The organism is Rhodococcus opacus B4 (genome assembly GCF_000010805.1).
Taxonomy (GTDB): Bacteria; Actinomycetota; Actinomycetes; order Mycobacteriales; family Mycobacteriaceae; genus Rhodococcus_F; species Rhodococcus_F opacus_C.
Window position 1 is genome coordinate 5548373 of sequence record NC_012522.1, and the last position, 12743, is coordinate 5561115.

The 12743-nt window shown below is 68.3% G+C and carries 11 protein-coding genes; 6 read left to right on the forward strand and 5 right to left on the reverse strand.

What is annotated here, in order from left to right; genetic code table 11:
* Positions 1 to 7: 7 nt before the first annotated feature.
* From ROP_RS25485 to ROP_RS25495, 3 genes are all read right to left on the reverse strand, one after another.
* Positions 8 to 1309 (reverse strand): bifunctional o-acetylhomoserine/o-acetylserine sulfhydrylase, encoded by a 1302-nt coding sequence (locus ROP_RS25485; RefSeq protein ID WP_015888884.1) that lies wholly within the window; start codon positions 1307 to 1309, stop codon positions 8 to 10.
* A gap of 40 nt (positions 1310 to 1349) precedes the next feature.
* Positions 1350 to 1745 (reverse strand): OsmC family protein, encoded by a 396-nt coding sequence (locus tag ROP_RS25490; protein WP_015888885.1) that lies wholly within the window; start codon positions 1743 to 1745, stop codon positions 1350 to 1352.
* 232 nt (positions 1746 to 1977) lie between these two features.
* Positions 1978 to 3387, reverse strand: coding sequence for a PLP-dependent aminotransferase family protein (locus tag ROP_RS25495; RefSeq protein ID WP_015888886.1), 1410 nt, complete (start codon positions 3385 to 3387; stop codon positions 1978 to 1980).
* 49 nt (positions 3388 to 3436) lie between these two features.
* Here ROP_RS25495 and ROP_RS25500 point away from each other — a divergent pair, with 49 nt between their 5' ends.
* Positions 3437 to 3895 carry a carboxymuconolactone decarboxylase family protein gene (locus tag ROP_RS25500; protein ID WP_015888887.1) on the forward strand — a complete coding sequence of 153 codons (459 nt, stop codon included), beginning with the start codon at positions 3437 to 3439 and terminating at the stop codon, positions 3893 to 3895.
* Positions 3896 to 3914: 19 nt separating this feature from the next.
* Here the strand turns inward: ROP_RS25500 and hppD are convergent, their stop codons facing one another.
* Positions 3915 to 5120: a 4-hydroxyphenylpyruvate dioxygenase gene (gene hppD, locus ROP_RS25505; RefSeq protein ID WP_015888888.1), complete on the reverse strand. Its 1206-nt coding sequence runs from the start codon at positions 5118 to 5120 to the stop codon at positions 3915 to 3917.
* Positions 5121 to 5337: 217 nt separating this feature from the next.
* On the opposite strand from hppD, the gene ROP_RS25510 reads away from it, so the two are divergent.
* Positions 5338 to 5985, forward strand: a complete 648-nt coding sequence (locus tag ROP_RS25510) for an IclR family transcriptional regulator (RefSeq protein WP_015888889.1) — start codon at positions 5338 to 5340, stop codon at positions 5983 to 5985.
* Between the two features lie 4 nt (positions 5986 to 5989).
* Here ROP_RS25510 and ROP_RS25515 read toward each other — a convergent pair whose 3' ends face one another.
* Complete coding sequence (locus tag ROP_RS25515) at positions 5990 to 6532, reverse strand: gamma carbonic anhydrase family protein (RefSeq protein ID WP_015888890.1); 543 nt, start codon at positions 6530 to 6532, stop codon at positions 5990 to 5992.
* Between the two features lie 213 nt (positions 6533 to 6745).
* Between ROP_RS25515 and ROP_RS25520 the strand changes: the two genes are divergently transcribed.
* From ROP_RS25520 to ROP_RS25535, 4 genes are all read left to right on the forward strand, one after another.
* A complete protein-coding gene (locus ROP_RS25520; protein ID WP_015888891.1) occupies positions 6746 to 7963 on the forward strand; it encodes a CaiB/BaiF CoA transferase family protein in 1218 nt (405 codons plus the stop codon).
* 14 nt (positions 7964 to 7977) lie between these two features.
* On the forward strand, positions 7978 to 8847 hold the full coding sequence (locus ROP_RS25525; RefSeq protein WP_015888892.1) for a hydroxymethylglutaryl-CoA lyase: 870 nt from the start codon (positions 7978 to 7980) through the stop codon (positions 8845 to 8847).
* 28 nt (positions 8848 to 8875) lie between these two features.
* Positions 8876 to 10243 carry an SLC13 family permease gene (locus ROP_RS25530; RefSeq protein WP_015888893.1) on the forward strand — a complete coding sequence of 456 codons (1368 nt, stop codon included), beginning with the start codon at positions 8876 to 8878 and terminating at the stop codon, positions 10241 to 10243.
* Positions 10244 to 10466: 223 nt separating this feature from the next.
* A complete protein-coding gene (locus ROP_RS25535; protein WP_015888894.1) occupies positions 10467 to 12743 on the forward strand; it encodes a SulP family inorganic anion transporter in 2277 nt (758 codons plus the stop codon).

The following is a 12743-nucleotide window of genomic DNA, read 5'->3' on the forward strand; positions in this document are numbered from 1 at the left end:
CATCGGATCAGACTGCGGCCGCGGCGAATCCGGTCTCGAGGTCGGCGAGGATGTCGTCGATCCCCTCGATGCCGACGGCGAGCCGGACCAGTCCCGGCGTCACACCGGCAGCGAGCTGCTCCTCCGGGGTGAGCTGCGAGTGCGTCGTCGACGCGGGGTGGATCACCAGCGAGCGTACGTCGCCGATGTTCGCGACGTGGCTGTGCAGGGTGAGTGCGTTGACGAACTTCTTGCCGGCATCCACACCGCCCGCCAGTTCGAACGTCACGATCGCGCCCGGACCCTTCGGGGTGAGTTGCCGTGCGCGCTCGTGCCACTGCGAGGACGGCAGGCCCGCGTACGCCACGGACGTCACCTCCGCGCGTGCCTCGAGGAACTCCGCGACCTTCTGCGCGTTGGCGACGTGCCGCTCCACGCGCAGGCTGAGGGTCTCGATGCCCTGCGCGATGAGGAACGCGTTGAACGGGGCGACCGCGGAACCGAGGTCGCGCAGCAACTGCACGCGAGCCTTCAGCGCGTAGGCCGGGGCGCCGAGGTCCGCGAAGACGACACCGTGGTAGCTCGGGTCCGGGGTGGTGAAATTGCCGTGCCGGCCCTGGGTCCAGTCGAACGTGCCGCCGTCGACGATGACGCCGGCGATCGCGGTGCCGTGGCCGCCGAGGTATTTGGTGGCCGAATGCACCACGATGTCGGCGCCGTGCTTCAACGGCTGCAGCAGGTACGGGGTGGCCACCGTGTTGTCGACGATCAGCGGGATCCCGTTGTCGTGGCCCACCTTCGAGATGCCCGGGATGTCCAGGACGTGGTTCTTCGGGTTGGCGATCGTCTCGCCGTAGAACGCCTTCGTGTTCGGGCGGACGGCGCTGCGCCACTGCTCGAGATCGTCGGGGTCTTCGACGAACGACACCTCGATGCCGAGCTTGGGCAGCGTGTAGTGGAAGAGGTTGTACGTGCCGCCGTAGAGGTACGGGCTGGAGACGATGTGATCGCCTGCCTCCGCGAGATTCAGTACCGCAAAGGTTTCCGCGGCCTGCCCCGAGGACAGGAGCAGGGCGGCGACGCCGCCCTCGAGGGCGGCGATGCGCTGTTCGACCGCGTCCTGGGTGGGGTTCATGATGCGGGTGTAGATGTTGCCGGGCTCGGCCAGACCGAACAGCGCGGCAGCGTGATCGGTGCTGTCGAACGTGTACGAGGTGGTCTGGTAGATCGGCAGCGCCCGCGCCTTGGTGGTCGCGTCGGACGTCTGCCCGGCGTGGATCTGCTTGGTCTCGAACGACCAGTTGGCGGTGGGATCGATGCTCTCGGTCACGAGTGGTGTCCTCCGGGTTCGGTGCAGTGGATGTGGTGAATCAGTTGTCGCCGGTGAGTGTTTCGACCACGGTGGAGACCGGGGTCGGATTGCGGGTCAGGTCGAGGACGGGGCAGTGCGCGTCGACCGCTTCCTGCAATTCGAGGTAGCGCTCCCGGGATTCCGGTCCGGTGAGCGGGACGACGACCCGCACTTCGCCGAACCCGGCGCGGACGGCGTCGTCGAAGCCGAAGAACCCGCGCACGTCGAGGTCGCCCTCCGCGGGCGGCTCGTCCACCTCGATGCTGTACCTGCCGAGCGAGACGGTGCTCGCGACGGCGTCGTGTGCCTGCGCGGAGGCGGCGAAGACGACGTGCGCGTTCGCGGCATCTTGCGAGACGGCGTCACGGGTGGCGGCGATGACGGACGTGAGATGTGAAACGGATGCGGTGGTCATGACAGACGAATCCTCCGAAATCGTGGGTGTGCAGGAAGAACCCGGCGTGGAGAGAAGTCACGCCGGGACGGGTCCGATCAGGAGATCGGACACCGCGAGGTACACACCAGAGCGAAATCGACATGGCGGCGCCGCGTCAGCAGCTCACCTGAGTCGATCACACCGGATTCGGTCACGGATGAGACTGTAACCGCACGACACGCATTCCGACCAGTCCCATAGGAAATTCCGCTCACCCAGTGGGCAGCGCGCGGCACAGGGTGTCGAGCGTGGCCGAGAAGCGCGCCGACGACGGCGTGCTGTAGCCGACGACGAGGCCGTCGGGCCGGTTCGCGGGACCGTCCGGATGACGGAACGTGCGCAGACCCTCCACCGCGAGACCGAGGGCCGCGGCCCGCTCGAGGGTGGCCGCCTCCGTCCCGGCGGGAAGTTCGAGGACGGCATGCAACCCGGCCGCGATGCCGGTGACGCGCACGTGGGGTGCGCGGGCGGCGAGGATCTCGACGAGGGTGTCGCGCCGGCGGCGGTACAGGGTGCGCATCCGGCGGACGTGCCGGTCGAATGCGCCCCGCTCGATGAAATCGGCGAGGGTGAGCTGGTCCGTCGCACTGACCCATCGCTCGTACATGCCCTTGACTGCCAGGACGTCGTCGACGAGGTGTTCCGGCAGCACCATCCATCCCACCCGGATCGCGGGAGACAGGGACTTGCTCACCGTGCCCAGATACGCCACCTGGTCCGGGGCGAGACCCTGCAGGGCGCCGACGGGCTGCCGGTCGTACCGGAACTCACCGTCGTAGTCGTCCTCGATCACGATCCCACCCGTGGTACGCGCCCAGTCCACGAAAGCCGTTCTCCTGCCGGGATGGAGCGGTCCGCCTGTGGGGAACTGATGCGCCGGGGTCAGCAGGCACGCCGAGAGTCGTTGCCCCGTCGGATCCGGGGGTAGGGCGCCGCGGTGATCGAGGTGCAGGGGGAGGGTGACGACTCCGGCGTCGCCGAGGAGGTCGCGATGGAAGTGCAGCCCGTATCCTTCGACGGCCATCGGTCCCTGCACGGCGCGGGCGAGCAACCACAGCCCGTGCCCCGAGCTCGCGCTCACCACGATGCGGTCCGGGTCGGTGCGCACTCCTCGTGCGCGGGAGAGGTATTCGGCGAGGGCGCGACGGAGTTCGGGGCGGCCGCGAGGGTCGCCGGGACCGAACGCGTCGTTGGGCGCCGCGGTGAGCGCCCGGCGGGCCGACGCCATCCAGGCGGCCCGCGGAAATTCCGCGACGTCGGGCGAACCGGGCAGCAGGCTCCACTCGGGCCGGGGTGCGGCCGCCGGGCGGGTCTGCGGGCCGTGGGCGGGCTCGCGTGCCCGATCGGCGACCCGGGTCCCCGATCCCTGCCGGGCGGTGAGCCAGCCCTCCGCGACGAGTTCGGAGTACGCCTCGGCCACGGTGTTGCGGGCGACGCCGAGGTCGAGGGCCAGCGTGCGGGACGGCGGAAGGGTGGTGCCCGCGACGAGCCGTCCCGAGCGAATCGATTCGCGCAGCGCGGACACCAGTGTGGCGCGCACCCCGGACGAGCGTCCCTCGGCGGCCGCGGTGAGGTCGAGATGGAGGTCGCGTCCCAGGCCCGAATTGGCCCAAGTTTTCATGCCTGAATTGAACCACGGCGATGGGCTATTCTGCGCCTACCGTTCTCCTATGACCACAACAGAGCGCAAGACCCGAGTCGACCTCGCACGCAAGGCCCCCGCCGTCTACAAGGCGATGATCGCCCTCGACGCCGCCGCACGGCAGGGCCTCGACCCGGAGCTGGTCGAGCTGGTGCTCACCCGGTGCTCCCAGATCAACCACTGCGCGTGGTGCATCGACATGCACACCGCCGATGCCCGGACGATCGGCATCAGCGAACAGAAGCTGTACCTGCTCAATGCGTGGGAAGAAGCGCACGGGCTGTACTCCGACAAGGAGCGCGCGGCGTTCGCGCTCGCCGAGGCGATCACGGTGCTGACCGACGGCTTCGTTCCCGATTCGGTGTACGAGGAGGCGGAGGAATACTTCGACGAGACGGAACTGGCGCAGCTCATCTCCCTCGTGCTCACGATCAACGCGTGGAATCGCATCGCCGTGAGCACGAGGAAGACCCCGCGGGTGCGCTGAGTGCGGCAGCGGCGTCCGCTCAGAAGTTTCCGCGGGCGGCCTGTTCGCGTTCGATGGCTTCGAAGAGGGCTTTGAAGTTGCCGATGCCGAAGCCGAGGGAGCCGTGGCGTTCGATGAGTTCGAAGAACACGGTGGGCCGGTCGACGAGGGGTTTGGTGAAGATCTGCAGCAGGTAGCCGTCCTCGTCGCGGTCGACGAGGATGCCGCGTTTCTGCAACTCCTCGATCGGGGCGCGGACGTTACCGATCCGCGCCCGCAGTTCCGGGTCCTGGTAGTAGGAGTCGGGGGTGGCCAGGAATTCGACGCCCTCGGCGGTGAGGCGGTCCACGGCGGTGAGGATGTCGTTGGTGGCCAGCGCCAGGTGCTGGGCGCCGGGGCCGCCGTAGAAGTCGAGGTATTCGTCGATCTGCGAGCGTTTCTTCGCGATCGCGGGTTCGTTGAGCGGGAACTTCACCCGGTGGTTGCCGTTGGAGACGACCTTGGACATCAGTGCGGAGTAGTCGGTGGCGATGTCCTCGCCGACGAACTCGGCCATGTTCGTAAAGCCCATGACCCGGTTGTAGAAGTCGACCCAGTGGTCCATCCGGCCGAGTTCGACGTTGCCGACGACGTGGTCGAGGGCCTGGAACAGGCGTTTGGGGGCGCCGTCGCGCTTGGTGTGCGAGGAGGTGCGTGCGATGTAGCCGGGCAGGTAGGGGCCGGTGTAGTGGGTGCGGTCGACGAGGGTGTGCCGGGTGTCGCCGTAGGTGGCGATCGCGGCGAGCCGGACGGTGCCGTGCTCGTCGGTCATGTCGTGGGGTTCGTCGAGGACGACGGCGCCCTGGGCGCGGGCGTGGGCGATGCACTTGTCGACGTCGGGCACCGACAACGCGATGTCGACGACGCCGTCGCCGTGGGCGCGGTGGTGTTCGATCAGCGGGCTCTGGGGGTCGACGGCGCCCTGGATGACGAAGCGGACGGCGCCGGATTCGAGGACGAAGCTGTGGTGGTCGCGGTTGCCGGTGGTGGGCCCGGAGTAGGCGACGAGGGTCATCCCGAACGCGGACTGGAAGTAGTGGGCGGTCTGGGTGGCGTTGCCGACCACCCAGACGACGGCGTCCCAGCCGCTGACCGGGAACGGGTCGCGGGTGCCGTCGTATTCGACGAGCCCGACCAGTTGCTCGAGCTGGCCGAGGTCGAGACCTGCCAGGCGTTCCTTGTCGGTGAGGGTCTGCTCGATCGTCATGCTGGTGCCTTTCCTTGCAAGGGTTTTCGGATACGGAGAAGGGGAGTGCGACTGCGCACCGGGGAAGTGGCGAATGCCTGACACAGAGGTAACCGGCCCCCGATCCCGTCGTCAACCGGCACCCCGACAACTAGCCGCATCGACGGATGAGAGCGGCGCCGCCCCCGCTTTCCTATACAATCTGAATACTTCAATGGGGCAATAGAAATGGACTGCGATGGTTGCGCGGAGTGAGATCGGCGTCGGGGTGCTCGCCCGCGCGGTGGCGATCCTCGATGTCGTGGAGGCGAGCCCGATGGCCGCGAGCGACCTGGCCCGCGAACTGGACCTGTCGCTGTCGACCACGTACCGGCTGGCAACGGACATGGTCAAGCACGGCCTCCTCCGCAAGGACCGGGAAGGCCGTTTCTACCTCGGCCAGCGTTTCGTCACGACGGCTCTGAGCGATCTCGCGGTCCCGGCTCTGCGCGAACTGGCCGAGAAGACAGGAGAATCCGCCCAGCTATGGGTGCGACGGGGCGAATCGCGGCTGTGCGCGGCCAGCGTCGACTCGCAGCACGAACTGCGGGTCGCGCTGCCCGTCGGAACGATGGTGCCGCTTCCGCAGGGGTCCAGCGGGCACGTGCTGTCCGGAGACTGGGAAGCCGACCCCGAATCGGTGAAATCGGGTTGGTGGGTGTCGATTTCGGAACGAACGCCGGGTTCCGCCTCCATCAGCGCACCGGTTCGCAGGCACGGCGAGATCGTGGCAGCCGTGTGCGTGTCGGGTCCCGAGGGGCGCATGGGGGAGGATCTGGGTACCCGGATGGGCCGCGCGGTCGTCGCTGCCGCGCGGCAGATCGAGAAGTCCGTTCCCGGCGACTGACCGCTCAGGCGGTGTCGAACGAGGTGACGTCGGCCGACCGATGCTGCTGCGCCAGTTGACGGTAGACGGCCGCATTGGCGGCATTGTGGGCCACCTCGTCGTCGGTCAGTTCCCGGCGGACCTTCGCGGGCACACCCGCGACGAGTGAGCGCGGCGGAATCCGGGTGCCTTCGAGAACCAGCGCGCCGGCCGCGATCAGCGACTGCGTGCCGACCACCGCACCGTTGAGAACGGTGGCCCCCATGCCCACGAGGGCGCCGTCCTCCACGGTGCAGCCGTGCAGGACCGCGTTGTGCCCCACGCTGACGTCCCGGCCGACGACGACGGGGAAACCCGGGTCGACGTGGACGGCCACTCCGTCTTGGATGTTGCTGCCCTCGCCGAGGGTGATGGAATCGCAATCGGCGCGCAGCACCGCGCCGTACCAGACGCTGGTCTCGCCGCCGAGTGTCGCCGCGCCGATCACCGCCGCGGTGGGCGCGACCCAGGCGGTCTTCTCCGCGCGTGGCGTACTCCCGTTGATCGCAACGACGTGTGGTTCTCTCACCGTGTTCTCCTCCTGTCGAGCAGCGGATTCGCGCTGCATCTCGCAGCGTTCCGTCGTCCATTGTCGGGTGGCGCGGACTCCTGGCATTGCCAATTGTGACTGCTACCACTACCGTCATTCTTAGCAGGCGGGAAGTAAACTTCCAAATAATGAGAATGCGCAGGCAGGGCTCCCGTCGACATCCGGTACAGATCGACGAGGGAGAACTCTCACATGCAGGTCCCAGAGAACGGCCCACTGCACGGCATCCGTGTACTGGAACTCGGCAACTTCATCGCCGCCCCCATGGCGAGCCGCATCTTCGCCGACTTCGGCGCCGAGGTCGTCAAGATCGAGCGCCCGGGCGTCGGCGACGAACTGCGGGGCTGGCGCCGCCGTCGTGGCGCGACGTCGATGATGTTCCGCACCATCGCCCGCAACAAGCGTTCCGTGACGCTCGACCTCCGGACGGACGAGGGGCGCGCGATCATCCTCGACCTCGCCGCCGAGTCGGACGTCGTCATCGAGAACTTCCGGCCGGGAACCCTCGAGCGGTGGGGAATCGGCCCCGACCAGCTCACGGCCGCCAACCCGGACATCGTCCTCGTCCGGATCTCCGGCTACGGGCAGACCGGCCCGTACCGGGAACGCACCGGATTCGGCGGCGTCGCCGAGGCCTTCGGCGGACTGCGGCACGTCACCGGCTACCCGGACCGCCAATCGGTCCGGGCGGCAGCCCCCATCGCCGATACCCTCGCGGGGCTGCACGGGGCGATCAGCGCCCTGATGATGTTGCTGGCCAAGGCAAGGAAGGGCGATCACTCGACGCCGCGGGTGGCGGACGTGGCACTGTACGAATCGGTGTTCATGGCGATGGAATCGCTCGTTCCCGACTACGACGCGTACGGCATGGTCCGCGAGCGGACCGCCGGAAATCTGCCCGGCGTGGTGCCGAGCGGGGTCTATCCGTGCGACGGCGGCTCCGTGATGATCGCCGGCAACTCGAGCGGCGTGTTCGGGCGGCTGATGCAGGCCGTGGGGCGGGGCGATCTCGCCGACGACCCCGAACTGGCCGACGGGGATCATCGATTCCGCCGTGAAGCCGAACTCGACGACGCGATCTCCTCGTGGACGTCGCAGCGGCGCCCCCGAGACGTGGTCGCCGAACTCGGCGCCGCCGGCGTGCCCGTCGGCGAGGTCTACGACGCGGTGCAGATCGCGGACGACGAGCACTACAGCGCCCGCGGCATGCTGCAGAGCCTGAAGGTGTCCATCGACGGCGAGCCCGAAGAGGTCCGGTTCCCCGGAGTCGTCCCGCAGCTCGACGGCGAACCCACCCAGATCCGCTGGGCCGGCCCCGAGCTGGGTGAGCACACCGACGAGATCCTCGGCGGACTGCTCCAGCTGTCGGGCGACCGGCTCGACGACTACCGCGCCCGCGGCATCATCTGAATCGGAGGAGTGAAATGACAGTCACCATAACGGATGTCGTGCTGCGCGACGGGCTGCAGGACGAGGACGCGGTCGTCTCCACCGACCACAAGATCGCCGTCGCGGCCGCCCTCGTCGCCGCCGGTGTGACGCACATCGAGGCGGCGTCGTTCGTCTCGCCCACGCGGGTCCCGCAGATGGCGGACGCCGACGACGTGATCGCCCGGCTGCCCCGCACCGGTCCGCCGGTCACCTACAGCGCCCTCGCGCTCAACCCGCGGGGGGTGTGCCGCGCGGCCGCGACCGGCATCGACGAGATCCAGGTCGTGACGTCCGCCAGCGCCGGGCACAGCACGGCGAACACGGGCCGGAATCCGGACGAGGCGCTGATCGGACTCGCCGAGGCGTTGCAGAAGTACCCGGACCGGAGTTTCCTCGGAGGTGTGTCGACCGCGTTCGTCTGCCCGTTCGAGGGCATCATCGCCCCCGCGGCGCTGGTGCGGGTGGCGCGGGCGATGGCCGCGATGGGTGTGCGCCAACTCGGGCTGGCCGACACCCTGGGAACGGCCACCACCGAGCAGGTACTCGCGTCGGTCGGGGCGGTACGCGACGCCCTCCCCGACGTCGAACTGAGCCTGCACCTCCACAACGCGCACGGTCAGGCCCTCGGCACCGTGATCGCCGCGCACCGGCACCTCGGCATCACGCACTTCGACAGCGCCATCGGAGGGTACGGCGGCTGCCCGTTCGCCCCGGGCGCCCACGGCAATCTCGCGACCGAGGAACTGGTAGCGCACCTGCACGCGCACGACATCGACACCGGAATCGACCAGCGGGCCCTCGGCCTCGCCGTCGACACCGTAAAACATGCTCTGGCTCAGGCTCGGCCCCTCTCCGCAGTGTGATCTGCGAACTCACCCCGAAAGGCCGATCATGGTCTACGCAATCTCCATCGTCGCTCTGATCGCGATCTTCACAGTGGCGACCCTCACCCCGATCAACATGGGCATTCTCGCGTTCGCCGGTGCATTCGTCATCGGCGGCTGGGTGTCCGGGATCCCGGTCGAGGACATCATCGACGCGTTCCCCGGCAGCACGTTCATCATCGTCGGCGGCATCACGCTGCTGTTCGCCATCGCGAAGGCGAACGGGACCATCGACCTCGTCATCGAGGCCTCGCTCCGACTCGTGCGCGGCAGGCGGTGGGCGATCCTGTGGATGATGTTCCTGCTGTCCGGGCTGCTGATGGCGCTCGGGTCCGTGCTCGCGGTGGGCATGCTCGCCCCCATCGCGATGCCCCTCGCGGCCAAGAACAAGATCAACCCGTTCCTGATGGGCATGGTCATCAGCCACGGCGCACTGGCCTGCGCGTTCTCGCCCATCAACCTCTACGGCGCGTTCATCAACGGACTGATGGACTCCACCGGCGTGGGCGCGAACCCGCTGATCCTGTTCGCTCTCCCGTTCGTTCTGAACCTGGCCATCGCGATCGTGCTGTTCCTGATCTACGGCCTCGACCTGATCGGGCGCCGCACACCTCGCCACGCCGGGGAGACATCCGATGGCGGCGGCTTCGGCGGTTCCTCGCGCCGGCCGTCGGGTGGCGTCGCTCCGGGCAGTGGTCCGGGCGGGAACACCGCGACGCTCACCGACCGCGAGGTCATCGAGGAGGCATTGAGTCACGAGGGCCTGAAGCCGGTGTCGATGAACAAGTACCGGTTCGCGACACTCGCGGGCATCGGGTTCCTCGTCGTCGGGTCGGTCGCGTTCGGCATCGACGTCGGCGTCAGCTCGATCTGCATCAGCGCGGTCCTGCTGCTGATGGCGCCGAAATCCCACCCCAAGGTCATCGACAACGTGGCATGGCCGGCCGTGGTGCTCGTGTGCGGGATGCTCACCTACATGGCGGTGATGACGCAGAACGGCACGCTCGACTTCCTCGGCGACGCGGCGTCGGCTCTCGGATCGCCGTTGCTGACCGCGTTGATTCTCTGCTATGCGGTCGCGATCATCTCCGCGTTCGGGTCGTCGATCGGCACCCTCGGCATCGCGTTGCCTCTCGCCGCGCCGATGCTCGCGATGGGGGAGGTGGGCGCCGTGGGATTCGTCGCCGCCCTGGCGTTCTCCGCGACGGTGGTCGACGTCAGCCCGTTCTCGACGAACGGCGTGATGGTCCTCGCCAACGCACAGGTCGAGGACAAGGCGCGGTTCCAGCGCAAGATGCTCGCCTACTGCGGCCTGATCGTGCTGTCGGCCCCCATGTTCGTCTGGGCACTGGTCGTCGTGCCGACGTCCGTGTAGGTCTTCCGGGCCGTGCCGGTCACCGTCTTTCGTGGCGGTGACCGGCACTTCTCACGGCACGGGAGCGGCGGCGGTGAACTTTGTGTACTTTAATCTTCATCGAATGGACTGTTGTCCAATAGCTTTCGACGTGCCTGAACGAAAACTGCTGGCACAGTGACACATGCCACAAGATCACGTCCGTTTCGGGCGTTTCGTCGTTCTCCGCCCGTAAGGTGTCGGCATGTCGTCGATCCTCGAGAACGAGAAAGCACCCCCATCCGGTGCCCCCGCCCCCGGACCGACCCGCGGCGAAAGGTGGCGAGACAACGCGCGATACGACCTACCCGCATCGCTCGTCGTCTTCCTCGTCGCCCTGCCACTGTCGCTCGGTATCGCCATCGCGTCCGACGCCCCGATCATGGCGGGGCTCATCGCGGCGATCGTCGGCGGTGTGGTGGCCGGATCGATCGGTGGCTCACCGCTCCAGGTGAGCGGGCCCGCCGCCGGATTGACCGTGGTGGTAGCAGAATTGGTCGCCACCTTCGGCTGGAAGGCCACCTGCGCGATCACCGTCGCCGCCGGATTCCTTCAAATCATCTTCGGGCTCAGTAGAATTGCCCGTGCCGCCCTGGCCATCGCACCGGTCGTCGTCCACGCCATGCTCGCCGGCATCGGAATCACGATCGCCCTCCAGCAGATTCACGTCCTCCTCGGCGGCAGCTCGCACAGCTCGACCGTCGAGAACATCACCCAGCTGCCCGGGCAGCTGACGTCCGCCCGGTACGGCGACGTCCTCGTGGGCGCGGTGGTCATCGCCGTCCTGCTGTTCTGGAAGAAGATTCCCGGCAAGCTCCGGGTGCTCCCGGGGCCGCTGGTCGCCGTCGTCGCCGCCACCGTTCTGTCTCTCGTCCTCCCGTTCGACCTCGATCGAATCACGTTGGACGGCTCGCTGTTCGACGCCGTGGCGCTGCCCTCGATGCCGGAGGGACCGTGGCTCGCCGTGGCCACCGGTGTCCTCACGGTCGCGCTGATCGCCAGCGTCGAGAGCCTGCTGTCTGCGGTCGCCGTCGACAAGATGCACGGCGGGGCCCGGTCGGAGTTCAATCGGGAACTCGTCGGGCAGGGCTCGGCCAACATGATCTCGGGTCTCATCGGTGGCCTGCCGGTCACGGGCGTGATCGTGCGCAGCACCACCAACGTCGCCGCCGGGGCGAAGACCCGGGCGTCCGCCGTGCTGCACGGCGTGTGGATTCTCGTCTTCGCCGCACTGCTCACCACGCTGGTCGAGCAGATCCCGATGGCCGCGCTCGCCGGACTGCTCATCGTGATCGGCATCCAGCTCGTCAAACTGGCGCACCTGCGCACGGCCCGCCGCACCGGCGACCTGTGGGTGTACGGCGTCACGGTGGCCGGTGTGGTCTTCCTGAACCTGCTCGAGGGCGTGATCATCGGTCTCGCACTCGCGGTGATCCTGCTGCTGTGGCGGGTCATCCACCCCAGGATGCGGGCCGAACCGGTCGGCTCCGAGGACTCCGGGCGGTGGCGCGTGATCGTCGAGGGGTCGTGCAGCTTCCTGTCCATGCCCGCACTGACCGGACTGCTCGCGAAGATTCCCGAGGGTGCACACGTCACCGTGGAACTGGCGGTCGACTTCCTCGACCACGCCATGTTCGAAGCGATCGACGACTGGAAGCGGCACTACGAGAACAACGGCGGAACCGTCGTGATCGACGCGCTCGGCCCCGTCGACATGGACGCCGTCGGTGCGTCGCCGCCCCGGCGCGGCGTCGGAGTGGCGAGCCCCCGCGGGTTCGCCCCGTGGAAGAGCTGGCAGCCGCGGCACCACGACACCGGGGAGAACACCACCCCGGCGGCGCTGCGACCCGTCCTCGCGGGAGTGTCGGAGTACCACCGGCGCAATGCGGCTCACCTGCAGCCGCACCTCGACGATCTGCACCACGGGCAGCGCCCCGACTCGCTGTTCCTCACCTGCTCCGATTCACGCATCGTGCCGAACGTGATCACGAGCAGCGGTCCCGGCGACCTCTTCACGGTGCGCAACGTGGGCAACCTGGTCCCGACCGGGAAGCAGGACGTGTCCGTCGAAGCGGGCCTGGCCTTCGCCCTCGACGAACTCGAGGTCAGCTCGGTGATCGTGTGCGGCCACTCCGGCTGCGGCGCGATGAAGGCCGTCCTGGCAGAGGCGCCGGAGGGCACCGACGGAGCCGAGAACGCCGTCGGACAGTGGCTGACGTTCGCGCAGCCGAGCCGGAAGGCGTTCCTCAGCGGTCACCCGGTTGCGCGTGCGGCGGCAGAATTGGGGTTCGACGAGGTCGACCAGCTGGGCATGGTGAATGTGGCGGTCCAGGTGCAAACCCTCGGGCGCCATCCCCTCGTCGGCGCGGCGGCGGCCGAGGGCCGAGTCCGCGTCGCGGGAATGTTCTTCGACATTCCGTCCGCGCGCGTACTCGAGATCACCTCGACCGGGGTGTCCTACCTGGACCACGTCGCCACGTGA

Coding starts and splice junctions, on each gene's coding strand:
- ROP_RS25535 (WP_015888894.1), top strand. CDS start 10,467: ATGTCGTCGATCCTCGAGAACGAGAAAGCACCCCCATCCGGTGCCCCC.
- ROP_RS25525 (WP_015888892.1), top strand. CDS start 7,978: ATGACAGTCACCATAACGGATGTCGTGCTGCGCGACGGGCTGCAGGAC.
- ROP_RS25520 (WP_015888891.1), top strand. CDS start 6,746: ATGCAGGTCCCAGAGAACGGCCCACTGCACGGCATCCGTGTACTGGAA.
- ROP_RS25500 (WP_015888887.1), top strand. CDS start 3,437: ATGACCACAACAGAGCGCAAGACCCGAGTCGACCTCGCACGCAAGGCC.
- ROP_RS25530 (WP_015888893.1), top strand. CDS start 8,876: ATGGTCTACGCAATCTCCATCGTCGCTCTGATCGCGATCTTCACAGTG.
- ROP_RS25495 (WP_015888886.1), bottom strand. CDS start 3,387: ATGAAAACTTGGGCCAATTCGGGCCTGGGACGCGACCTCCATCTCGAC.
- hppD (WP_015888888.1), bottom strand. CDS start 5,120: ATGACGATCGAGCAGACCCTCACCGACAAGGAACGCCTGGCAGGTCTC.
- ROP_RS25490 (WP_015888885.1), bottom strand. CDS start 1,745: ATGACCACCGCATCCGTTTCACATCTCACGTCCGTCATCGCCGCCACC.
- ROP_RS25510 (WP_015888889.1), top strand. CDS start 5,338: ATGGTTGCGCGGAGTGAGATCGGCGTCGGGGTGCTCGCCCGCGCGGTG.